Below are 22,966 nucleotides of genomic sequence, written 5' to 3' on the forward strand. Positions count from 1 at the left end.
CGCCGACCACCACATCAACGGCGACCGAAACTACTGGCCCAACAAACAAAAAACCCCGGCCAAAAGGCCGGGGTTCCCTGTAACCGATGACTCGACTCATGTGTAACCCATGACTCGACTCACCACATTGGCGGTGGCGGAGGGATTTGAACCCCCGGTTGGGTTTAACCAACTCTCGCTTTCAAGGCGAGTGCATTAGGCCGCTCTGCCACGCCACCGCCGAACAGCCTAAGGGGTCCAGCCCCGCGCGAGCCTGTCGGGTCCGTGTGTAGCGTTGCGGTCATGCGCGCGATCGTCGTCGAATCCCCAGGTCAACTGGCATGGTCCGAGGTACCGGACGTGACAGCCGCGGTCGGCGAGGTCGTCATCGACGTCACGACCGCCGGAGTGAACCGGGCCGATCTGCTGCAAGCCGCCGGCCTCTATCCGCCGCCGCCGGGGGCCAGCGACATCCTGGGACTGGAGGTTTCGGGCGTCGTCTCCGAGGTTGGCGCCGGCGTCGAGAACTGGGCGGTCGGCGACCAGGTGTGCGCGCTGCTGGCCGGCGGCGGTTACGCCGAGCAGGTGGCCGTGCCCGCGGCCCAGGTCATGCCGATCCCCGCGGGGGTGAGCCTGCATCATGCGGCCGGTCTGCCGGAGGTCGCGGCCACGGTGTGGTCCAACCTGGCCATGACCGCCCACCTGCGCGCCGGACAGCTGGTCCTGCTGCACGGCGGCGCCAGCGGCATCGGCACGCACGCCATCCAGGTCGCGCATGCGCTGGGCGCCCGCGTCGCGGTCACCGCGTCACTCGAAAAACTGGAGCTCTGCCGCGAACTGGGTGCCGACATCCTGATCAACTACCGCGACGAGGACTTCGTCGAACGGATGACGGAAGTGGGCGGCGCCGACGTCATCTTCGACATCATGGGTGCCTCGTACCTGGACCGGAACATAGACGCGCTCGCCCCCGACGGCCGCGTGGTGGTCATCGGCATGCAGGGCGGTGTGAAGGGCGAACTGAACATCGCCAAGCTCCTGGGCAAGCGGGCCGGCGTCATCGCCACCGCACTGCGCTCCCGCCCCGTCGACGGGCTGTCCGGCAAGGCCGCCGTGATTTCCGAAGTGGTGCAGCATGTTTGGCTCATGATCGCCGACGGGCGGGTGCGCCCGATCATCGGCGCCGAGCTGCCCATCGAGCAGGCGGCGGCCGCCCATCAGCTGCTGCAAGCAGGGGCGGTGTCAGGGAAAGTGCTTCTGCGGGTGCGCGATTAGCGTTCGCGAGCCTGACCACAGGGCGATTTCGCGGCCGGTTTTCCGCCACCCAGTCAGGTTCGCGGCGCCAAGCGGGTTCGGAAAACTCACAAGGGCGTGTGTTGTGTTGACACTGAACTGACGCGCACAAAGAGCGAGTAACAAAGGCCCTCAACGCAAGGTCAACGCGAGGCCGGTGCTGACCCTGCAGCTACGGCGCAAAAGGCCGAGAGTCCGACGCCCTGGCATCAGGATCAACCAGCCAGATAGGTTGGCGCCGTGACGTTCACCTACACCGCGCCCGTCCGCTACCTGGAGGTCGACCAGCAGGGCGTGGTCTTCAACATGTGGTACTTGGCCTACATGGACGAGGCCTTCGGCGCGTTCGTCGCCCAGACGACTTCCTGGCACGACGTCTTCGACGCGGGCGTCGACGCGCAGGTCGTCCACACCGAACTGGACTGGTCGGGTTCCCTGAAGTGGGGTGACCAGATCCACGTCGACGTCACGGTCCCCACCAGGGGCCGTACCTCGTTCACCGTCGAGTTCCTCATCCACGCAGGCGATGCCACAGAGCCCATCGTCACCGCACGCACCGTCTACGTCTGCATCGCCACCGACGGTTCCGGCAAGATCGAGCCACCGCAATTGCTGCTCGATGCGCTGGACTACAAGTAACTAACCCAGCGACGCCAGCGCGCGGACGAGCTGATCGACTTCAGCGGTCGTCGTGTAGTGCCCGAGGCCGACCGTCACGGCGCCGCCGATGTCGTTGACGCCGATGGCCTCCAGCACCCGAGAGTTGCTGTCCGACACGGCCAGTACGCCGTTGTCGGCGAGCCGGCTGATCACGCGGTCGGCAGGCACGCCCTGGACCGCGAAGCTCAGCACCGGAATGCCGGCCTCGGGCGCGCCGAGGACCATCACCAGCGGCAGCGACCGCAGCGAGTTGCGCAGGTACCCGAACACCCGGCTCAGGTAGGCCTCGGCCGATTGCATTGAGCGCGCCAGCCTTTCGCGGCGGGTGCCGGTCGCGGCGTCGTCGAGTTTGGCCAGGTATTCGATGCTGGCGACGACCCCACCGAGCAGTCCGAACTGGTGCGCACCGACTTCCAGCCGCGCGGCTCCCGTGGCATTCGGATCGAGCGAGACGGTAGTCAAGCTATCGATCATCGCGGGGTCGCGGAACACCAGCGCACCGATCGGCGGGCCACCCCATGCAATGGCATTCAGCGCCACCACATCGGCGTCGACGTCATTGATGTCCAGCAGGCGGTAGGGCGCGGCCACGGAGTGGTCGACCACGACCATGCCGCCGTTCTCCCGCGCCATCTTGGTCACGGGCCGCAGATCGGTGACGGTGCCGAGCTTCGACGATGCCGACGTGATCGCGATCAAGCGGGTCGGCCGGGTGATGAGCGTCTCCCACTGCCAGCTGGGCAGTTCGCCGGTCTCGATGTCGACCTCGGCCCACTTCACCTTGGCGCCATAGCGATTCGCAGCCCGCAACCACGGTGCGATGTTGGCCTCGTCGTCCAGCCGCGTGACGACCACTTCGTAGCCCAGGCCAGACCGCGACGCCGACGCCTCGGCCAGCGAGTTCAGCAGAACGGCACGGTCGGCACCGAAGACCACGCCGCGCGGGTCGCCACCGACGAGATCGGCGACCGCCTGTCGTGCGGCGGTCAGGACCGCGGCGCTGCGCTGCGCGGCCGGGTGCGGTCCGGCGGCCGAGGACATGGAACCGCGGAAAGCGGTCGAAACGGTGGTCGCTACCGAGTCCGGCAGCAGCATTCCGGTCGGCGCATCGAAGTGCACCCAGCCGCCGCCCAGTGACGGGTGCAGACCGCGCACCCGGGCGACGTCGTATGCCATGCCATGCCAACCTTCGAGCGATTCAGGCCTGCCAGCCAAATTTTTCCGGCGGGCGCGCCCCGCTGCACACGCCGGCGAAAGCCGGGCCACCCGAACAGCCATACTAGTGCAGTGAGCTTGGCGTCCGGCGTCCTTGTCGCCCTGTTGATCATGGTGATCCCTGGAGCAATCACCGCACGTGCAGCACAGCTAACCTGGCCCGTTGCCATCGCAGTCGGCCCCGCAGTGACCTACGGCATCGTAGCTTTGGCCGTCATCCCACTCGGTGCCGTCGGCGTTCCGTGGAACGGCTGGACAGCGTTGCTGGCGTTCGTCATCGTGGTGGCGGTGGTTGCTGGGCTTCGTCGTGCCCTGAGTCGCTTCGGCGACACCGCGGCGGAAGCACTCGCGATCACCCGCGGACCGGCACTGTTCGTGGCTGCCGGCATCGTTGTCGGCGCGACGGCGATCGCAATTTCAGCAATCGTCGGGATGCCACATTGGCAATCCATTCCGAGCACCTGGGACTCGGTCTGGCACGGCAACACCATCCGCTGGATTCTCGACGTCGGCCAGGCCTCGCCGATGCACATGGGTGAGCTTCGTAACGTCGAGACGCACGCGTTGCTGTACTACCCGTCGACGTTCCACGCTCTCGCCGCGGTTTTGTGCCAACTCACCGGCGCCGCCCCCGCGACGGCCTACACCGTGTCCTCACTGGCGGCCTCGGTCTGGCTGTTCCCGGTCAGCGCCGCGAGCCTGACCTGGGCCATGGTTCGGCCCTACGCCTGCCAGCGCTGGAGCGCCGGGGCCGCCGCCGCGGCAGCTGCGCTGGCGGCGTCGTTCACCGCTCTCCCCTACGTCGAGTTCGACGTCGCCGCCGTCCCCAACCTGGTGGCCTACGGCCTGGCCGGGCCGACGACGGTGCTGATCATGTCGTGCCTGCGGCACCGGGACCGGATTCCGCTGGCGGTCATCGCCCTGATCGGGGTGTTCTCCACCCACATCACCGGCGGTGTCGTCGTCGTCACCTTCGTCGGCGCGTGGTGGCTGTGCGACACCCTCCGGCATCCGGTGCGCGGCCGGCTCACCGACTTCGTGAGCCTGCTGGCCGTCGCGGTGCCGTCCCTGCTGTTGTTGATTCCCCAGTTCATCGCGGTGCTGGCGCAAGCGGACATCATCGTCGGGCATGCGTTCGTCACCCATCAGAGCCGGCTTCGGGTGCTGTTCAACGCCGTCGTGCAGCACACGCGGCACCTCAACGACTACCCGATTCAGAACATGCTGATCGTGCTCGGCGCCATCGGCGGGCTGGTCCTGCTGCTCAAACGCGTCTGGTGGCCGGCGGTGGTCTGGGTGGGGCTGATGATCGCGATCGTGCATTCCGGTGCGCCGTTCGGCGGGCCGATCGGTGCGCTGATCGGGGCATACGCCGACCTCTACTACAGCGACCCGCGCCGCCTGTCGGCCGTGGTGACCCTGCTGATCACCCCATTCGCCGGGATTGCATTGTTCGCCATCGTCAAGTTCGTCGTCGACTGGCTGCAGAAGCGGGCACCCCGCACCGAACGGTTATGGGCCGTCACCGCCGTGGCACTGCTCCTCATCTCCACCGTCGGACTGGCCTGGCACTACTTCCCGCGGCACCGCTACCTGATCGGCCAGAAGTACGACCGGATCATGGTCAACGACAAGAACCTCGAGGCCTTCGCGTACCTCGCGACGCTGCCCGGCGCCAAGGACACCCTGATCGGCAACGCGAACACCGACGGCACGTCGTGGATGTACGCGGTCGCCGGCCTGCACCCGCTGTGGACCCACTACGACTATCCGCAGCAGCAGGGCCCGGGCTACAACCGCTTCATCTTCTGGGCCTACGCCGACGACGCCGATACCGATCCGCGGATCGCGCAGGCCGTGCGTGCCCTGAACATCCGATACGTGATCACCAGCTCGACCATCGTCAAAGGGTTCGTCATGCCCGACGGACTAGTGTCGCTGGATAAGTCGAAGTCGTGGGCGAAGATCTACGACAATGGGCGGTCCCGCATCTACGAGTGGCGCGGCGACACCGCCGCACCTGCGAACAGATAGGAACAGTGCAGGCATGACGCTGAAACCAGAAGACGACGACGACAACATCGAGGTCATCGGCGGGGACCTGGCATTGGGCGGGGACCTAGAGCAGGACCCCGACCAGGGCGACGAAGGCAAATCCCTGACCGACCTGGTCGAGCAGCCGGCCAAGGTGATGCGGATCGGCACCATGATCAAGCAGCTGCTGGAGGAAGTACGCTCCGCGCCGCTGGACGAGGCCAGCCGAAACCGCTTGCGCGACATCCACCGGTCGAGCATCCAGGAGCTCGAAGACGGCCTGGCTCCCGAGCTGACCGAAGAGTTGGAGCGGCTGTCGCTGCCGTTCTCCGAGGACAAGGTGCCGTCGGCCGCCGAGCTGCGCATCGCGCAGGCCCAGCTGGTCGGCTGGCTCGAAGGTCTGTTCCACGGTATTCAGACGGCCCTGTTCGCCCAGCAGATGGCGGCCCGCGCGCAGCTCGAGCAGATGCGCCAGGGCGCACTGCCGCCCGGGGTCGACGGCGGTCGTGGCCCCTTCCAGTCCGGCACCGGCCAGTACCTGTAGACCGTGTCCGAACCGCATATCTCCACACAGAACGCGTGGGTCGAATTCCCGATCTTCGACGCGAAGTCCCGATCGCTGAAAAAGGCATTCCTCGGCAAGGCCGGTGGCGGGATCAACCGCAATGAGTCGAATGTCGTTGTGATCGAAGCACTTCGGGACATCACCATGTCGCTCAACATGGGCGACCGGGTGGGTTTGGTCGGACACAACGGCGCCGGCAAGTCGACGCTGCTGCGCCTGCTGTCGGGCATCTACGAACCGACGCGCGGCTCGGCGACGGTGCGCGGCAGGGTGGCCCCGGTGTTCGACCTGGGGGTCGGCATGGACCCCGAGATCTCCGGTTTCGAGAACATCATCATCCGCGGACTGTTCCTCGGCCAGACCCGCAAGCAGATGGAAGCCAAGGTCGACGAGATCGCCGAGTTCACCGAACTCGGCGACTACCTGTCGATGCCGCTGCGCACCTACTCAACGGGTATGCGCGTGCGCTTGGCCATGGGCGTGGTCACCAGCATCGATCCCGAGATCCTGCTGCTCGACGAGGGCATCGGCGCCGTCGACGCGGAGTTCTTGAAGAAGGCCCGCACCCGGCTGCAAGCCCTGGTGGAACGGTCCGGAATCCTGGTGTTCGCAAGCCATTCCAACGAATTCCTGGCCCGGCTGTGCCAGACCGCGATGTGGGTCGACCACGGCACCATCCGGATGACGGGCGGCATCGAGGACGTCGTCCGCGCCTACGAGGGCGACGACGCGGCACGGCACGTGCGTGAGGTGCTCGAAGAGAACGAGCGCGAGCGCCAGACGTGACCGACATGTTGTGCGCGGTGATCGTCACCCACCGGCGTCCGGAGTTGTTGGCGAAATCCCTTGCCGTGGTGTGTTCCCAGACGCGGCTGCCCGATCACGTGATCGTCGTCGACAACGACAACGACCCCGCGGTGCGGACCTTGGTGGAATCCCAGGCGGTCGCGACCACGTACCTCGGTTCGGCCCGAAACCTCGGCGGCGCAGGCGGTTTCGCGCTGGGCATCCTGCATGCGCTGGCACTGGGCGCCGAGTGGGTGTGGCTGGCCGACGACGACGGGCGTCCCGCCGATTCGTCGGTCCTCGCGACACTGTTGGACTGCGCGGCGAAGCACGACCTGGCCGAGGTGTCGCCCATGGTGTGCGACCTGAACGAGCCTGCGCGGCTGGCCTTTCCGTTGCGCCGCGGGCTGGTGTGGCGGCGGTACGTCTCCGAGTTGCAGGTCGACAAGGACGCCGGGGTCGACTTGCTCCCCGGCATCGCGTCGTTGTTCAACGGCGCACTGTTCCGGGCCGCGACACTGGAAGCCGTTGGCGTACCGGACATCCGGCTGTTCGTCCGCGGCGACGAGGTCGAGGTCCACCGCCGGCTCGTTCGCTCCGGCCTGCCGTTCGGCACCTGTCTGAACGCGGTGTACCTGCACCCGCAGGGCTCCGACGAGTTCAAGCCGATCCTCGGCGGCCGCATGCACACGCAGTACCCCGACGACGCCACCAAGCGCTACTTCACCTACCGCAACCGCGGATATCTGCAGTCCCAGCCGGGTATGCGCAAGCTGGTCCCCCAGGAGTGGGTGCGGTTCGGTTGGTACTTCCTGATCACCCGGCGGGATCCGGCGGGGCTGCGCGACTGGATGCGGTTGCGCCGCTTGGGACGAGACGAGAAGTTCAGCAGGCCCGGTTCGGGCGGACCCATTTCAGGAGGACAGCGATGACGTTCACCGACGCGGCCGCGCAGTCCAAGACGCTGCGCCGTGCTTGGGGCGACCTGGTGAGCGGCTTCGGCAAGCGCGAACTCTGGCTGCACCTGGGCTGGCAGGACATCAAGCAGCGCTACCGGCGCTCGGTGCTCGGACCCATCTGGATCACCATCGCCACCGGCACCATGGCCGTGGCGCTGGGTGGCCTGTACTCCCAGCTGTTCCACCTCCCGCTGGCCGAGCACCTGCCCTATGTGACGCTGGGCCTGATCATCTGGAACCTGATCAACGCGTCGATCCTCGAAGGCGCCGACGTGTTCATCGCCAATGAGGGCCTCATCAAACAACTTCCGACGCCACTGTCGGTGCATGTCTACCGCTTGGTGTGGCGCCAGGTGCTGCTCTTCGCGCACAACATCATCATCTTCGTGATCATCGCGATCATCTTCCCGAAGCCGTGGTCCTGGGCCGACCTGTCGGTGATCCCGGCGTTGGCGCTGATCGTCGCCAACTGCGTCTGGGTCGCCTTGTGTTTCGGCATCCTGGCCACCCGCTATCGGGATATCAGCCCGCTGCTGGCAAGCCTGGTGCAGCTGCTGTTCTACATCACCCCGATCATCTGGAACGACCAGACGCTGCGCCTCCAGGGCGCGGGCACGTGGGCGAAAGTCATTGAGCTGAACCCCCTTCTGCACTACGTGGACATCGTCCGCGCGCCGTTGTTGGGTGAACCTCAGGAACTGCGGCACTGGGTCGTGGTGATCACGTTGACCATCCTGGGCTGGGTCGTCGCCGCGATCGCGATGCGGCAGTACCGGGCCCGCGTGCCGTACTGGGTCTGATTCAGTACTCGACGTACCGCACCACGTAGGGCGTCATGCCGCTGGTGTCTGCCGGCCACTTGACCGTCACCTTGGGTTCGGTGGCGCGGAGTTCAATTGCGGCTACCGGCTTTCCGCGTCCCCCAGGAGCAATCATGACCATCACCGAAACTCCCACCACCAACGACACCGCGAACGGGCAGGTCATCGAGGCCGAGCTCACCGGTGACGCCGCCGAAGAGGACACCAACACCGGTCTCGCGATCCGCGAGGTGCTGAGCGGTGTGCTGGAGCGCCAGCTCGACGCCGGCCACAGCCTCACCCGTCAGCTCGTCAGCGCCACCTCCGCGGCCGCCGAGGCCGTCGTCGAGTCTCCGGCCAAGGTGCTCTCGTCGGTGCGCGACGGCGCCACCCTGCCGGATGCGGTGACCGAGACCGGCTCGGCCGTTCAGGACGTGCTGGCCGAGTCGGGTCGCGACATCCGTAGCGCCGTAGGCGAATACGTCGGCCGCAATGCCGTCGGCCCGAACGCGATCATCGCCGGCGCCTCGCACGTGGCCGGCTCGCTGGTTCGCGCCCAGGGCGCTTTGACCGCGACCGCCGTCGACGGACTGTTCACAGTGGCCGGCACCGCCGCCCAGGGCGCCGACGACGTGCGCGAGGTCGCCGGCCGCGAATGGGGCGAGCTGCGCACCACCGCGACGTCCGCCCGTGAAGCGGTCGAAGCCCAGATCACCGTCACCCGCGAGAGCATCCGGGACGCTTTCGACATCACTGCTTGATTCACCGCGACGCTCGGGATCGGTCGGAGTACCGGCCGATCCCGAGCACCACACGGCTCCTACTGGTTACTCGGCGCCGGCCTTGGCCGAACGATGAGCGCCGCTCTTAGCGTCACCCCGCGTCTTGCCGGTCGAATCGTGCGAACGACCGCTGTTACCACCGGAATCGGATGCAGCGCTGTCGCCCCCCTTCGCCTTCGCGCCGTCCCGCTTGGGGTTCTTGGCACCCTTGCGAGTCGACGTCGTCGACCCGTCATCGGTGCCCTTGGCACCGCCTGCGGTGGCAGCCCCGGTACCGCCGCCATCACTGCTCGACGATTTCGTGCCCCGCGTCTGACGGTCCTGCTTCACCGCGGGCGCGCCCGCAGCAGAGTCGTCGCCGGCACCAGCTGAAGGAGTCGACGCCGCACCGCTGTCGGACACTGCCGCGGGCTTGGTCACCGACGCAGACTTGTCCTCGGGATCAGCCACGGCAGCCGGCGCCGTACCGCTGTCGGCGGCGGCCGGCGCCTTGTCAGCGCCGGTCTTTTCAGCGCCGGTCTTGTCGGACGCCGCCTTGTCCGGCGACGCGGTCGACACTGCGGCGAGCGCCTTCGTCTCTGCGGCCGGCTTGGCGGTGGGCGTGGCCTTTACGGCAGTCGACAGGGCGACCATTGCCGACGTCGGCGACGGAACGCTGACCGCGGCGACGGGCGGCGGAGTCACTGGTTTGATCGCGGTTGCGATGATGCCGAGCGCGTTCCGCAGACCCTGCACGATGCCGTTCGGCCCGAGGATTCCGGCTCCGTCGCCGTTGTACCCGTTGAGCAGGGCGCCGGTGAGGGATCCGGGCATCGCAACGATTGCGTTCACGACAGCACCGAGATTCTTCGCACTGAGCGCGTTGACCACGTTCTGGAGCCCGTCGCCCGTGGCGGTAACGACGTCACTCATCACCGCAAGTAACGGGAATCCGGCTGCCAGGACCCAACCCGCGCCACTCGGTGACGTGATGGCGGTGTCGATCACGTTGAGCATGTTCTGCACCGGCTTACGGAAGGCGGCTTGAACATCGGTGAGGATGCTGGTGGTCAGGATCGGCAGGACGAAGGGGGTGAGCACCGCGCCATACAGCGTCTGCACCGCATCAGCGACGTGCCCGGCCGCGAGTTGCTGGAATGCCTGCTTCAGGGATTCCGGCGTCGTGGCCAACTGCTGACCGACCGCAACCAGGTAGTCCCGGACGGACCCGCCGACGGTGACGGCACTGGCGATCTGATTCCTCACCACCTGACCAAGGACGGGGGCCGGGTCCGCGATCACCTCGGTGACGAGACCTTTCGTGTTCTGCAGGGCCTCGGTGATGATCTGCCCCCATTGGGTGATCGGGTTGACCTGCGCCGTGAGCTGGACCGCACTTGCGTGGAGTGCCGGCAGGTGCAGGTCTGGCATCGGCTGGTGCGTGATCGGAGACAGCGCGATGACGCCGGCCCCCATCAGCGCAACGCCGGTCGTGAGGCTGGAGCGAACAGCAGTTTGCATGGTGCTTCCCCGAACGTTGATGTGATATTGACCACAGGACCATATCGAGATATTGCCGGGGAGTTCACAGAAATCGACGAATAGAACGTGTTTCATATTGATTGGATTTCGCGGCTGATCGCCTACTGGCTGGTAGCTTTTTAGCTGGTCAGACTAATCACATATCGACGCGAAGAGTGTTAGATGTAGTCATAATTGACTATTTCGTCAGATATTTCCATCACGCGGACGTTCACCGATTGGTTGCTGCAGGATTCGAAGAATCACGCCCGAGGCTGGCAGTAGCGTCATTCAGCGGCGAGCACAGATTCGCCCCATCCGCCCCGGACGATGCTCCACGCCCGCACCCCAGGCGAGGCGGTTTCCCGACCACAACACCAGCACCGAGCCGGCACCCGAAAGTTGCTACACGATCAGCCCGACAGGGGCCCGGTCACGCACCGAAAACTGATCGGACCGCGGCCTCATCGCCGTCGACTTCGACGAGTCCGAGCGCACGGGCATCACCGAGGGCGAGTGCACCCGCAGCGAGACCGAGGACGCAGGCGGGGCCCGTGCTGATCGAGGCATCAAGCTTGCGGCCGTCGGGCGGACCGACCTCGAAGCCGGAGCGGGTCGCGCGCAGCTGCAGGGTCTCGTTGCCGAGCACGAGGCCGATCGTCACCACAGAGCGGACCTTGACCCGGCCGTCGAGCAGGGCCGGGACGGCGAGGGTGAGCCACTCCGGCCGGAAGGAGTCACTGCCCGCGGGACCACTGATCATCAACGGCGTGGACCAGCGGAGCAGGCCTTCGATCGGCTGGCGCAACTCCGCACCCCACGGCGTCAGGGTGTATTCGACCACGCTGCCCTCGCCGGCCAGCCGGCGCTCGACCACCCCCGCGGCCTCGAGATCGCGGAGCCGGTCGGCGAGCAGGTTGGTCGCAATGCCGGGGAGGCGCTCGATCAGATCGCGGTAGCGGGCGGGCGCGATGAGGAGTTCCCGCACGATGAGGAGATTCCATCGGTCGCCCACGATTTCGAGGGACCGGGCGAGCCCGCAGTATTGGTCGTAGCTGCGCATCGCTCCGCCCTTCTACTTGAATTTCTCAAGTGACTATGAGATGTTCAAGCATACCCGGAAGCTCATCAGACGAGGGGTCGCCATGACCAACACCGCTCAGACCACACGGCCCGCCTGGGTCGACGACGATCTGTTCCCGTTCGAGAGCCACTTCATCGAGATCGACGGCCACACCGTGCACTACGTGGACGAAGGGTCCGGCCCCACGCTGTTGATGCTGCATGGCAATCCGACGTGGTCGTTCCTGTTCCGCGACGTAATCCGCTTGCTGCGCAAGGACTTCCGGTGCATCGCCCTCGACTACCCCGGCTTCGGGTTGTCCACACCGAGGCCCGGTTACCGCTACCTGCCCGAGCAGCACGCGGAGGTCGTGACCGCGTTTGTCGACGCTCTGGACCTCAAGAACGTCACGTTGGTCGGGCAGGACTGGGGCGGCATGATCGGCCTTGCGGTGGCACAGCGGCGCCCGAGCGTCTTCCATCGGCTGGTGCTCGCCAATACCTGGGCCTGGCCGGTCAACGGGACATTCCACTTCGAGTGGTTCGGTCGCATCGTCGGCGGACTCCCGATGCGTTTCCTGGTCCGGCAGTTCAATCTGCTCGTCAACGCCTTCATCCCGACCGGCCACCAGAGGCGCAAGCCGACCGCAGCCGAGATGGATCACTACCGCCGGGCGCTGGGCACCGCCGACCGACGTCAGGCGTCTGCCGTGCTCCCGGGCCGGGTCCTTGCGAGTCGGGATTTCTTCGCCGAGGTGGAGGCCGGGCTGCCGGACGTCGCCCATCTGCCGACGCTCGTCGTCTGGGGCGACGCCGACATCGCCTTCCGTCCCCAGGAGCGTGAGCGGCTCGAGGCGACCTTCTCGAACCACACCACGGTGATCGTCGAGGGCGCCGGAACCTATGTCGAGTCCGACGCCCCCGAGGAATTCGCCGCAGCGATCCGCACGTTCAGCGACGGCGCGCGACAGCCTTCCGAGTAGCGGCGTTCAGCCGGTTCCACGAGTTGATGACGGTGGCCATGCCGACGACGTGCGCGAGCTCGCGCTCGGTGAACACCGCGGCGGCTTGGGCGTACACGTCGTCCGGAACCGGGCCGTGGCTCAGATCGGTGATGGCCTCGGTGATGGCCAGCGCGGCCCGCTCGCGGTCGGTGAACAGATCGCCGGCTTCCTCCCACGCGGCAACCAAGGCCAGACGCTGCTCGGTCTCGCCGAAGCGGCGCGCGTCGTGGACATGCATGTCGAGGCAGAAGGCGCAGTGGTTGAGCTGCGAGGCGCGAATCTTGATCAGCTCACCGATGGTCGAATCAATCTCCTTGGACGCGGCATTGCTGAAGGCCATCATCCCGGCGTAGAGCTCGGGAGCGACGTCGTAGATGTCGATGCGCTTGGCGTGGATAGTGGTGGTCGGTGCATTCAGTGTCTCGGTCATGGCATCCACGTTAGCCATGAAAAACCCGCGAACATGGTTCAATTTGTACATGGTTTCATGGGCCAATTCTGCGGCGAACAGCGCCGGGCTGGACCTGCACCTGGACCTCGGATCCACCGTCCACCCGCGCCGACGCGGCACTCGTGACCAGCTGATCAGGGCACTGAGAGACGCGGTCCGATCAGGTCGGCTGACAGCCGGCACCATGCTGCCGCCATCTCGATCGTTGGCCACCGACCTCGGATTGGCCCGCAACACCGTCGCCGAGGCCTACGCCGAATTGGTCGCCGAGGGCTGGCTGGGCTCGCGCCAGGGCGCGGGCACGTGGGTCGTCGGCTCGCACACCGAATCGGCACCGGTCACCCAGCGCGCCCAACCGGGCACCCCCACGCACAACCTCATGCCGGGTTCGGGAAACGTCGCGGCGTTTCCTCGGCAGGCCTGGCTGGCCTCGGCGCGCCGGGCCCTCACCAACGCCCCGACCGAAGCACTCCGCACCGGCGACGCCCGCGGGCGACCGGAACTGCGCGCCGCGCTCGCCACCTACCTGGCCCGGGCCCGCGGCGTCCGCACCACGGCCGAATCGATCGTCATCTGCGCCGGGACCCGCCACGCCGTCGAGCTGCTGTCGAAAGTGTTCGCGCCGGGCACCATTGCCGTCGAAGACTACGGACTGTTCCTGTTCCGGGACGCCATCGCCCAGAACGGATCCGGCACGGTGCCGATCCGGATCGATGACCACGGCGCCGTCGTCGAAGATCTCGAAACCACCAGCGCGGCAGCAGTTCTGCTCACCCCGGCGCACCATTTCCCGCACGGCGTACCCCTGCATCCCGCGCGACGCACCCAGGCCATCGACTGGGCGGTCCGCACGAAAAGCTATGTCCTGGAAGACGACTACGACGGCGAGTTCCGCTACGACCGGCAACCGATCGGCTCCGTGCAAGGACTCGATCCCGACCGAGTGGCCTATCTCGGCTCGGCCAGCAAGAGCCTGTCGCCCGTGCTGCGGTTGGGCTGGATGGTGTTGCCCGACAACCTGATCGACCCGGTGCTGGCCGCGGCGGGCGGGCAACAGTTCTACGTCAACGCCATCGACCAACTGACCATGGCCGACTTCATCGAATCCGGGCAGTACGACAAGCACATTCGCCGGATGCGCAACAGCTACCGGCGGCGGCGAGATGCGCTGGCGGCCAAGCTGTCCGGGCTGGATGTCGAAATCAGTGGCCTGTCAGCCGGACTGCACGCCTTGATCCGGTTGCCGGACGGGACCGAACACGAGGTCATGCGGCGCGCAGCCGACGCCGGAATCGCGCTGTCCGGGCTGGCGCTGCTGCGCCACCCGAATGCGGCGACAGACACCCCGTATCAGGACGGCGTGGTGGTGAGCTTCGGCACGCCGGCCGACCACGAGTTCAACGCCGCGCTCGACGCATTGCATGCCGTGCTGGCGGCCGTCAGCCGGTGAGCGACGCCAACTCCGCTTCGAGATTGGCCCGGGCGGCGTCCTCCCACAGCCGCTGCCCCTTGACCGTGCGGTACAGCGACGGCCCGGCGAGCATCGCCGCGATCATTCGGCCCCGCCACATTCCGAAGTCCGCGTCGCTGACGTGGCGGTACTCGGCCCGCACCCGCGCGGTGTTGTGTTGGTAGTCCGCCGGCGGCACCGCCAGCACCGCCAGGTCGGCGTCGGACAGCACCTGGCCGTTGTGGTCGTCGGCCGCTGGGTCGTGGGTGATGGTCACCCGCACCAGGCGCCCCACCTCCGCCACGAATGCCGGCTCCACGCCCAGATCGGCCAGGTCCGACTCGGCAAGCAGGGCGCTGTTCTCCTCGTCGTCGGACTGCCCGGCGTACACCGCGTCGTGGTACCAGGCGGCCAGGCGCACCGCGTCAGGATCGTCGGCGAAACCCTCCAGGGCGTCCACTCCGGACAGGATGCCGCGCAGGTGACTCAGGTCGTGGTAACTGCGGTGCGGCTCGGCCCAGCGACCCAGCAGCGACGCCCCGACGTCGTCGACGCGCGGCGACACAGAATGCCGCGCCAGCAGTGTGTGCCATGCCTGGAGCAAATCGGTCACGTGTCCATGGTGCACGTAAGCTGCCCGGGTGGCCGAGCCAGTCGAGATCCCCGCCGAACACAGTGCCGAGAAAGCCGTCGAGGCGTCCTTGGGCCTGGTGACGCAGGCATGGCGGTTCGTCGTCACCGGCGGCTTGTCAGCGGTGGTCGATTACGGCCTGTATGCGCTGCTCAGCGCCGTCTTCGTGGCGAACGGCATGCCGGACGCGCGGGCCACGCTCATCGCGAAGACACTCAGCTTCATCGCCGGCACGACGACGGCCTACCTGATCAACCGGCGCTGGACCTTCCAGGCAGAACCCAGCCGGGCACGATTCATCGCGGTTGTGATCTTGTACGCAGTCACCTTCGGACTGCAGGTCGGCATCAATCAGCTGTTCTATCTGCAATTCGAGGGCGAGTCCTGGCGACGGCCTGTGGCCTTTGTCATCGCCCAGGGCACGGCGACGGTGATCAACTTCGTGGTGCAGCGAGCCGTGATTTTCCGGTTGAAGTGACGTTGGCCGGTACCCTTTGACCGTTATGTCTACCCAGCCTGACGCCACGCTGCCCTTGACGCGCCGCGCCCTCACCGGGTTCGGCCGCACGGCACCGTCCGTGGCAAACGTGCTGTCCACACCCGATGTCTCTGTGATCGCCGAGGCGGTCAAGCGGGTTGCGGACGCAAACTCTTCCAGCCCCGCCCACCTGCGCCGCGGCATCCTCGGCCGCGGTCTCGGCCGGTCCTACGGTGACCAGGCCTGCAACGGCGGCGGCATCGTCGTCGATATGACGGCGCTGAACCGGATCCATTCGATCAGCGCCGAGACGGCCGTCGCCGACGTCGACGCCGGCGTCAGCCTGGATCAGCTGATGAAGGCCGCACTGCCGTTCGGGCTGTGGGTCCCGGTGCTGCCGGGCACCCGGCAGGTCACCGTCGGCGGCGCGATCGCCTCGGACATCCACGGCAAGAACCACCACAGCGCGGGCAGCTTCGGCAACCACGTGCTGTCGCTGGATCTGCTGATGGCCGACGGCGAAGTGCACACCCTGACCCCCGACGGCCCGGACAGCGAGCTGTTCTGGGCCACCGTCGCCGGAAACGGGCTGACGGGCATCGTGATCCGGGCGCGCATCAAGATGACCCGCACGGAGAGCGCGTACTTCATCGCCGACGGCATCGCCACCGCGGACTTGGAAGAAACCGTCGCGGTGCACCAGGACGGCAGCGAGGACAACTACACGTACTCCAGCGCCTGGTTCGACCTGATCAGCCCGGAGCCCAAGCTCGGCCGCGCCGCGGTCAGCCGGGGCAGCCTGGCCAAGGTGGACCAACTGCCCGCCAAGCTGGCGAAAGACCCGCTGAAGTTCACCGCGCCGCAGTTGCCGTCGATCCCGAACCTGTTCCCGGTCAGCTTCATGAACAAGCTCTCGCTGTCGGCGATCGGCGAGGCGTTCTACCGGATGAGCGGCAACTACCAGGGCAAGATCGTCAACCTGACGCAGTTCTACCACATGCTCGACATCACCTCGGGTTGGCAATATGCCTATGGCCCAGCGGGTTTCGCGCAGCACCAGTTCCTGGTTCCACCCGACGCGCTCGAAGAGTTCAAGGGCATCATCCGCTGGATGCACACCCAGAAGCAGTACTCGGCGCTGAACGTCTTCAAGCTGTTCGGCCCGGGCAACAAGGCGCCGCTGAGCTTCCCGATGCAGGGCTGGAACGTCGCTCTGGACTTCCCGAACCGGCCGGGCGTCAACGAGTTCCTCAACGAACTCGACAAGCGCGCAATGGAATTCGGCGGCCGCGTGTACACGGCCAAGGACTCCCGCGTCAGCGCTGAAAGCTTCCACCGGATGTACCCGCGGATCGACGAGTGGATCGCCACCCGCCGCAAGGCTGACCCCAACGGCGTGTTCGCCTCCGACATGGCCCGCCGCCTCGAACTTCTCTAGGAGATTCATGATTGACGCAACCGGCAACCCGCAGACCATCCTGCTGTTCGGCGGTACCTCGGAGATCGGCCTGGCCATCGTCGAGCGCTACCTCAAGAACGCCAAGGCGCGGGTGATCCTCGCCGACCTGCCGAACGCCCCGAAGCGTGACGCCGCCATCGCGCAGATCGAGGCGGCCGGCGCCAAGGAGGTCGTGTACCTCGACTTCGACGCGCTGGACACCAAGTCCCATCCGGCGATCATCGAATCCGCCTGGGCGCAGGGCGATGTCGACGTCGCGATCGTCGCGTTCGGCATCCTCGGCGATGCCGAGGAGCTGTGGCAGAACCAGGCCAAGGCCGTCATGACCGCCCAGATCAACTACACCGCAGCGGTTTCCGTGGGCGTGCTGATCGGCGAAAAGATGAAGGCGCAGGGCTTCGGCCAGGTCATCGCAATGTCCTCGGTCGCCGGCGAGCGGGTCCGACGCTCCAACTTCGTCTATGGCTCCACCAAGGCCGGCCTGGACGGCTTCTACCTGGGTCTGGGAGAAGCCTTGCAGGAGTTCGGGGTTCACGTGCTGGTCGTCCGTCCCGGCCAGGTGCGCACCACCACCACGCTGGAGCACTGGAAGGCCACCGGCGCCAAGGAAGCGCCGTTCACGGTCGATAAGGAACAGGTTGCCGAGCAGATCGTCGCCGCAGCGGCCAAGGGCAAGGAACTCATCTGGGCGCCCGCCCCGGTGCAGCTGCTGATGTCCGTCATGCGCCACATCCCGCGGCCGATCTTCCGCAAACTCCCGCTCTGATGCGCAGCGCGCTGGCCGCGGGAGCCAGGGTGAGTGGCCAGATGCTGGCCGCCATGGCACTGGCGGTGCTCATCACGGTCATTGCGCTGCAAGCGATTGCCCGCGTCCAGTGGCCGGCGTTCAACTCGTCGAACCAGCTGCACGCCCTCACCACCGCGGGCCAGTGCGCCGTGCTGATCGGCCTGCTGCTGACCGGGTGGGCCTGGCGCCGCGGCTGGCACAAGAGCGCCAAACTGGCGGCCACGTCGCTGCTGGCTGCGTTCTCGGTCGTCACCCTCGGCATGCCGTTGGGCGCCACCAAGCTTTACCTTTTCGGCGTCTCGGTGGACCAGCAGTTCCGCACCGAGTATCTGACCCGCCTGGCGGATACCGCTGTGCCGCACGACATGACGTATCTGGGCCTGCCGCCGTACTACCCGTCGGGCTGGTTCTGGCTGGGCGGCCGGGTGGCCGCGCTGACCGGAACCCCCGCCTGGGAGATGTTCAAGCCGTGGGCGGTCGTGTCGATCACCGCGGCGATCGTGGCCGCATTCGTGTTGTGGGCGGCCATGATTCGCTTCGAGTACGCCCTGGCCGTCACCACCGCGACCGCCGCGGTGACGCTGGCTTACTCATCGACCGAGCCGTACTCGGCAGTCATCGTGGTGCTGCTGCCGCCGGTGTTCGTGCTGGCTTGGTCGGGGCTGAAAGCTACGGGCCGGGGCTGGGCCGCCATCCTCGGCACCGGGATTTTCCTCGGCATCGCCGCGCTGTTCTACACCTTGCTGTTCGGCTACGTGGCCTTCACCCTCGCGCTGATGGCGCTGTTGTTGGCCGTGTCGCGCCGACAGATCCAGCCACTGATCCGGGTCACCGTCATCGCCGTCATCTCCGGTGCCATCGCGGCCATCCACTGGGCGCCGTACTACCTGGCGGTGCTCAACGGCCACCCCGCCGACAAGGGCACCGCGCAGCACTACCTGCCGATGTCCGGCGCGCAGCTCACCTTCCCGATGCTCGACGCCACCCTGCTGGGCGTCATGTGCCTCATCGGCACGCTGTGGCTGGTGGTCAAGGCCCGCAGCTCGACCCGCGCCGCGGCGTTGGCGATGGCCGTCGGATCGGTGTACGCGTGGTCGCTGCTGTCGATGCTGGCCACCCTTGCGCGCACCACGCTGCTGTCGTTCCGGTTGCAACCCACCCTGCTGGTGCTGCTGGTCGCGGCCGGCACCTTCGGCTTCCTGGAAGCCGCCCGCGGGCTGGCGCACCACTACGCGCAGCCGACCACCAACCGCGTCATCGCGGTGGCTGCCACCATCGGCGCGATCGGCGCGGTGTCGTTCAGCCAGGCGATCCCCGACATCCTGCGGCCCGACATCGCCGTCGCCTATACCGACACCGACGGCTCCGGCCAGCGCGCCGACCGTCGTCCCCCCGGCTCCGAGCGCTTCTACCAGGAGATCGACCGGAAGATCACCGCGGCGACGGGCCGGCCCCGCAACGAGACCGTCGTGATGACCGCCGACTACAGCTTTCTGTCCTACTACCCCTATTACGGGTTCCAGGGCCTGACGTCGCACTACGCCAACCCGCTGGCGCAGTTCAAGGAACGCTCCGGCGTGATCGAGAGCTGGGCGACCATGACCAGCCCCGACGAGTTCGTCAAGGCCCTCGACACGATGCCCTGGCAGGCGCCGACGGTGTTCCTGATGCGCCACGGCGGCACCGGCACCTACACGCTGCGACTGGCCGAGGACGTCTACCCCAACCAGCCCAACGTGCGCCGCTACCAGGTGGCACTCGACGAGCGGCTGTTCCACAGCAAGCACTGGCAGGTCACCGATATCGGCCCGTTTGTGCTGGCCATCCGTAGCGGCCACTAACATCTAGGCCCGTGGCCGGGGAACCTGAGGTAGAGCGCAATCACCGTACGGCTCGGTGGATCGCGATCGTCGCCGGACTGCTCGGCGCGTTCCTGGCGATGGCGACGCCGCTGCTGCCGGTCACCCAGACCACCGCACAGCTGAACTGGCCGCAAGCAGGCGTCCTGAAGAGCGTCGACGCGCCCCTGATCGGCTACGTCGCCACCGACCTCACCATCACGATCCCGTGCTCGGCGGCCGCCGGACTCACCGGTCCCGCCACCACCCTGCTGTCCACGGTGCCCAAACAGGCGCCCAAGGCCGTCGACCGCGGCCTGCTGATCGAGCGCGTCGGCGGCGACCTGCTGGTCATCGTGCGCAACACCCCGGTGGTCAGCGCGCCGTTGACGCAGGTACTCAGCCCGGCCTGCAAGGAACTGAAGTTCACCGCGCACGACGACAAGGTCACCGGCGAGCTGGTCGGTCTGGTGCAGGGCCCGAAGGACAAGAACCCCGGCAAACCACTGCGCGGCGAGCTCAGCGGCTACGACTTCCGTCCACAGATCGTCGGCGTGTACACCGACCTGTCCGGCGCGGCCCCGGCCGGGCTGACGTTCTCGGCCACCATCGACTCGCGCTACAGCACCTCCCCGACGCTGCTGAAGATGCTCGCGATGATCTTCGGCGTGGCGCTCACCGTCGTCGCACTGGGCGCCCTGCACGTACTGGACCGCGCCGACGGCGTCCCGCACAAGCGGTTCCTGCCACCGCGCTGGTGGTCGGTGAAGCCGCTCGACGGCGTCGTGGCAGCGACCCTGGTGTGGTGGCACTTCGTCGGCGCCAACACCTCCGACGACGGCTACATCCTGACCATGGCCCGCGTCTCCGAGCACGCCGGCTACATGGCCAACTACTACCGCTGGTTCGGCACCCCCGAGGCGCCCTTCGGCTGGTACTACGACCTGCTGGCGCTGTGGGCACACGTGTCCACGTCGAGCATCTGGATGCGCCTCCCGACCCTCCTGATGGCCCTGGCGTGCTGGTGGGTGATCAGCCGCGAGGTGCTCCCCCGCCTCGGCCACGCCGTCAAGAACAGCCGCGCCGCCGCCTGGACCGCCGCCGGGATGTTCCTGGCGTTCTGGTTGCCGCTGAACAACGGCATCCGGCCGGAGCCGATCATCGCGCTCGGCATCCTGCTGACCTGGTGCTCCGTCGAGCGCGGCGTCGCCACCAGCCGGCTGCTGCCGGTGGCCATCGCCATCATCATCGGCGCGCTGACATTGTTCTCCGGCCCGACCGGCATCGCCGCGATCGGCGCGCTGCTGGTCGCCGTCGGACCGCTGAAAACGATTGTGGCGCGGCATACTTCACGCTTCGGCTACCTGGCGCTGCTGGCGCCGATCCTGGCCGCCGGCACGGTGACGGCGATCCTGATCTTCCGCGACCAGACGCTGGCCGCCGAGATCGACGCCAGCTCCTTCAAGACCACCGTCGGCCCCGCACTGAGCTGGTTCGACGAGCACATCCGCTACGAGCGACTGTTCACCACCAGTCCCGACGGCTCGGTGGCTCGCCGGTTCGCGGTGCTGACCCTGCTGCTCGCGCTGGCCGTCTCACTCGCAATGTCGTTGCGCAAGGGGCGAATTCCGGGCACCGCCGCCGGGCCAGCCCGCCGCATCGTCGGCATCACCATCATCTCGTTCCTGGCCATGATGTTCACGCCCACCAAATGGACGCACCACTTCGGCGTGTTCGCCGGGCTGGCCGGATCGTTGGGTGCGCTGGCCGCCATCGCGGTCGGCACCGCCGCCATGCGGTCGCGCCGCAACCGGGCGATGTTCGCCGCGACGGTGCTGTTCGTCCTGGCACTGTCGTTCGCCACCGTGAACGGCTGGTGGTACGTCTCCAACTTCGGGGTGCCGTGGTCGAATCAATTCCCCGAGTGGCACTTCGGCTTCACCACCTTCCTGTTCGGCCTTTCGTTCCTGACTCTGCTGTGGGCGGCGTGGCTGCACTTCTACGACCACACACCCGACCGGCCGGTGAGTCGCTGGGTTCCCCAGGCGCCCTTGGCAATTGCGTCGTGGATCGTGGTGTTCTTCGAAGTACTGTCCCTGACTCTCGGGATGACGCAGCAGTGGCCGGCCTGGTCCGTGGGCCGCTCCAACCTGCAGGCACTGACCGGTAAGACCTGCGGCCTGGCCGACGACGTCATGGTCGAGCAGGACCCCAACGCCGGGATGCTCGTCCCGCAGTCGGCGACGATCGCCGACGCGCTGGGCGCCGGCGGCGCAGAAGGCTTCACCCCCAACGGAATTCCCTCGGACGTCTCCGCAGACCCCGTGATGGAACCGCCGGGCGGCACCAACTTCGCCGACAACGACGGCGGCCCCACCAGCGGCGCGGAGCCGGGCACCGAGGGCGGCACCACTGCCGGAATGGGTGTCAACGGCTCGCGCGCCAAGCTGCCCTACAACCTGAACCCGGCCACCACCCCGGTACGGGGGAGCTGGCGCGGCGGCGTCCAGATCCCGGCACGCATGCGTTCGGGCTGGTACAAACTGCCGCCGCGCGATCAGGCCGGACCGCTGCTGGTCGTCGCCGCCGCGGGCCGCTTCAGCCAGGGCGAGGTTCGGGTCGAGTTCGCCAATGATGCTCAGGCCGCGGCCGGCAAGATCGCCGGGGCCGTCGGCTTCGCTGACGTCGGCGCGGCACCGGCCTGGCGCAACCTGCGCGCTCCGATGGCCGCCATCCCGCCCGATGCCACCCTGATCCGCATCGTCGCCACCGACGACGATCTCGCGCCCCAGCATTGGATCGCCCTGACGCCGCCGCGCATCCCAAAGCTGCGCAGCCTGCAGGACGTCGTCGGCTCGAAGGACCCGGTGATGCTGGACTGGCTCGTCGGTCTGGCGTTCCCGTGCCAGCGCCCCTTCGGCCACGACAACGGCGTCACCGAGGTGCCCAAGTGGCGCATCCTGCCGGACCGCTTCGGCGCGGAGGCCAACTCGCCGGTCATGGACTACCTCGGCGGCGGCCCGCTGGGCATCACCGAGCTGATGTTCAAGGCCACGCCGGTGCCGACGTACCTGAAGGACGACTGGTTCCGCGACTGGGGCTCGCTGCAGCAGTTCACCCAGTACTACCCGGATGCGCAGCCCGCCCAGATCGACCTCGGGACCGCCACCCGCAGCGGACTGTGGAGCCCGGCGCCGCTACGTCATTCCTGATCGGCGGCCAATCACGTTGGC

21 protein-coding genes and 1 tRNA gene are annotated in these 22,966 nt (G+C 67.3%); 15 read left to right on the top strand and 7 right to left on the bottom strand.

Annotation, left to right across the window (positions count from 1 at the left end):
- Positions 1 to 128 precede the first annotated feature (128 nt).
- A tRNA-Ser gene (locus tag TL10_RS11520) sits at positions 129 to 218 on the bottom strand.
- A gap of 64 nt (positions 219 to 282) precedes the next feature.
- Here TL10_RS11520 and TL10_RS11525 point away from each other — a divergent pair.
- Together TL10_RS11525 and TL10_RS11530 are read left to right on the top strand one after the other, a co-directional pair.
- Complete coding sequence (locus TL10_RS11525) at positions 283 to 1,254, top strand: NAD(P)H-quinone oxidoreductase (protein ID WP_043985774.1); 972 nt, start codon at positions 283 to 285, stop codon at positions 1,252 to 1,254.
- A gap of 258 nt (positions 1,255 to 1,512) precedes the next feature.
- Positions 1,513 to 1,911 (top strand): acyl-CoA thioesterase, encoded by a 399-nt coding sequence (locus tag TL10_RS11530; protein ID WP_043985775.1) that lies wholly within the window; start codon positions 1,513 to 1,515, stop codon positions 1,909 to 1,911.
- Here the strand turns inward: TL10_RS11530 and TL10_RS11535 are convergent, their stop codons facing one another.
- A complete protein-coding gene (locus TL10_RS11535) occupies positions 1,912 to 3,108 on the bottom strand; it encodes a cysteine desulfurase-like protein (protein WP_043402626.1) in 1,197 nt (398 codons plus the stop codon). It abuts the gene before it with no gap.
- Positions 3,109 to 3,219: 111 nt separating this feature from the next.
- On the opposite strand from TL10_RS11535, the gene TL10_RS11540 reads away from it, so the two are divergent.
- From TL10_RS11540 to wzm, 5 genes are read left to right on the top strand one after another with little or no spacing between them, the layout of a single operon-like run.
- Entirely contained in the window at positions 3,220 to 5,181 is a 1,962-nt protein-coding gene (locus TL10_RS11540; protein WP_043985776.1) for a DUF6541 family protein, read from the top strand.
- A 13-nt stretch (positions 5,182 to 5,194) separates the two neighbouring features.
- Positions 5,195 to 5,725: a bacterial proteasome activator family protein gene (locus TL10_RS11545; protein ID WP_043402623.1), complete on the top strand. Its 531-nt coding sequence runs from the start codon at positions 5,195 to 5,197 to the stop codon at positions 5,723 to 5,725.
- 3 nt (positions 5,726 to 5,728) lie between these two features.
- On the top strand, positions 5,729 to 6,532 hold the full coding sequence (gene wzt, locus TL10_RS11550) for a galactan export ABC transporter ATP-binding subunit Wzt/RfbE (RefSeq protein WP_043402619.1): 804 nt from the start codon (positions 5,729 to 5,731) through the stop codon (positions 6,530 to 6,532).
- A gap of 5 nt (positions 6,533 to 6,537) precedes the next feature.
- Entirely contained in the window at positions 6,538 to 7,464 is a 927-nt protein-coding gene (gene glfT1 / locus TL10_RS11555; RefSeq protein WP_110789052.1) for a galactofuranosyltransferase GlfT1, read from the top strand.
- Positions 7,461 to 8,291, top strand: coding sequence for a galactan export ABC transporter permease subunit Wzm/RfbD (wzm, locus tag TL10_RS11560; RefSeq protein ID WP_043402612.1), 831 nt, complete (start codon positions 7,461 to 7,463; stop codon positions 8,289 to 8,291). Before glfT1 ends, wzm begins: the two co-directional genes overlap by 4 nt.
- 1 nt (position 8,292) lies before the next feature.
- Here wzm and TL10_RS31965 read toward each other — a convergent pair whose 3' ends face one another.
- The gene (locus tag TL10_RS31965) at positions 8,293 to 8,427 is read right to left on the bottom strand and encodes a hypothetical protein (RefSeq protein ID WP_267884339.1); all 135 of its coding nucleotides are present in this window, start codon (positions 8,425 to 8,427) and stop codon (positions 8,293 to 8,295) included.
- On the opposite strand from TL10_RS31965, the gene TL10_RS11565 reads away from it, so the two are divergent.
- On the top strand, positions 8,426 to 9,052 hold the full coding sequence (locus TL10_RS11565) for a hypothetical protein (RefSeq protein WP_043402609.1): 627 nt from the start codon (positions 8,426 to 8,428) through the stop codon (positions 9,050 to 9,052). The two genes, TL10_RS31965 and TL10_RS11565, sit on opposite strands and share 2 nt — an antisense overlap.
- A 66-nt stretch (positions 9,053 to 9,118) precedes the next feature.
- On the opposite strand, the gene TL10_RS11570 is transcribed toward TL10_RS11565, so the two are convergent.
- Positions 9,119 to 10,573 carry a hypothetical protein gene (locus TL10_RS11570; protein WP_131630720.1) on the bottom strand — a complete coding sequence of 485 codons (1,455 nt, stop codon included), beginning with the start codon at positions 10,571 to 10,573 and terminating at the stop codon, positions 9,119 to 9,121.
- A 433-nt stretch (positions 10,574 to 11,006) separates the two neighbouring features.
- On the bottom strand, positions 11,007 to 11,636 hold the full coding sequence (locus tag TL10_RS11575) for a winged helix-turn-helix transcriptional regulator (RefSeq protein WP_043985780.1): 630 nt from the start codon (positions 11,634 to 11,636) through the stop codon (positions 11,007 to 11,009).
- An 82-nt stretch (positions 11,637 to 11,718) separates the two neighbouring features.
- Here TL10_RS11575 and TL10_RS11580 point away from each other — a divergent pair, with 82 nt between their 5' ends.
- A complete protein-coding gene (locus tag TL10_RS11580; protein ID WP_043985838.1) occupies positions 11,719 to 12,618 on the top strand; it encodes an alpha/beta fold hydrolase in 900 nt (299 codons plus the stop codon).
- On the opposite strand, the gene TL10_RS11585 is transcribed toward TL10_RS11580, so the two are convergent.
- A complete protein-coding gene (locus tag TL10_RS11585) occupies positions 12,587 to 13,069 on the bottom strand; it encodes a carboxymuconolactone decarboxylase family protein (RefSeq protein WP_043985839.1) in 483 nt (160 codons plus the stop codon). The genes TL10_RS11580 and TL10_RS11585 overlap by 32 nt on opposite strands.
- Before the next feature lie 49 nt (positions 13,070 to 13,118).
- On the opposite strand from TL10_RS11585, the gene pdxR reads away from it, so the two are divergent.
- Positions 13,119 to 14,540, top strand: coding sequence for a MocR-like pyridoxine biosynthesis transcription factor PdxR (gene pdxR, locus TL10_RS11590; protein WP_043985781.1), 1,422 nt, complete (start codon positions 13,119 to 13,121; stop codon positions 14,538 to 14,540).
- On the opposite strand, the gene TL10_RS11595 is transcribed toward pdxR, so the two are convergent.
- Positions 14,530 to 15,153 carry an HD domain-containing protein gene (locus tag TL10_RS11595; RefSeq protein ID WP_043985782.1) on the bottom strand — a complete coding sequence of 208 codons (624 nt, stop codon included), beginning with the start codon at positions 15,151 to 15,153 and terminating at the stop codon, positions 14,530 to 14,532. The genes pdxR and TL10_RS11595 overlap by 11 nt on opposite strands.
- A gap of 28 nt (positions 15,154 to 15,181) precedes the next feature.
- Between TL10_RS11595 and TL10_RS11600 the strand changes: the two genes are divergently transcribed.
- From TL10_RS11600 to TL10_RS11620, 5 genes are read left to right on the top strand one after another with little or no spacing between them, the layout of a single operon-like run.
- Entirely contained in the window at positions 15,182 to 15,649 is a 468-nt protein-coding gene (locus TL10_RS11600) for a GtrA family protein (protein WP_110789046.1), read from the top strand.
- A 25-nt stretch (positions 15,650 to 15,674) separates the two neighbouring features.
- Entirely contained in the window at positions 15,675 to 17,087 is a 1,413-nt protein-coding gene (gene dprE1, locus TL10_RS11605; protein ID WP_043985783.1) for a decaprenylphosphoryl-beta-D-ribose oxidase, read from the top strand.
- A 7-nt stretch (positions 17,088 to 17,094) separates the two neighbouring features.
- Positions 17,095 to 17,874 (top strand): decaprenylphospho-beta-D-erythro-pentofuranosid-2-ulose 2-reductase, encoded by a 780-nt coding sequence (gene dprE2 / locus TL10_RS11610; RefSeq protein WP_043985785.1) that lies wholly within the window; start codon positions 17,095 to 17,097, stop codon positions 17,872 to 17,874.
- On the top strand, positions 17,874 to 19,736 hold the full coding sequence (locus TL10_RS11615; RefSeq protein ID WP_043985786.1) for a galactan 5-O-arabinofuranosyltransferase: 1,863 nt from the start codon (positions 17,874 to 17,876) through the stop codon (positions 19,734 to 19,736). The genes dprE2 and TL10_RS11615 overlap by 1 nt, the downstream gene beginning before the upstream one ends.
- Positions 19,737 to 19,747: 11 nt before the next feature.
- The gene (locus tag TL10_RS11620; RefSeq protein ID WP_043985788.1) at positions 19,748 to 22,945 is read left to right on the top strand and encodes an arabinosyltransferase domain-containing protein; all 3,198 of its coding nucleotides are present in this window, start codon (positions 19,748 to 19,750) and stop codon (positions 22,943 to 22,945) included.
- Positions 22,946 to 22,966 lie beyond the last annotated feature (21 nt).

It is taken from the genome of Mycolicibacterium llatzerense, assembly GCF_000878195.1.
Taxonomy (GTDB): Bacteria; Actinomycetota; Actinomycetes; order Mycobacteriales; family Mycobacteriaceae; genus Mycobacterium; species Mycobacterium llatzerense.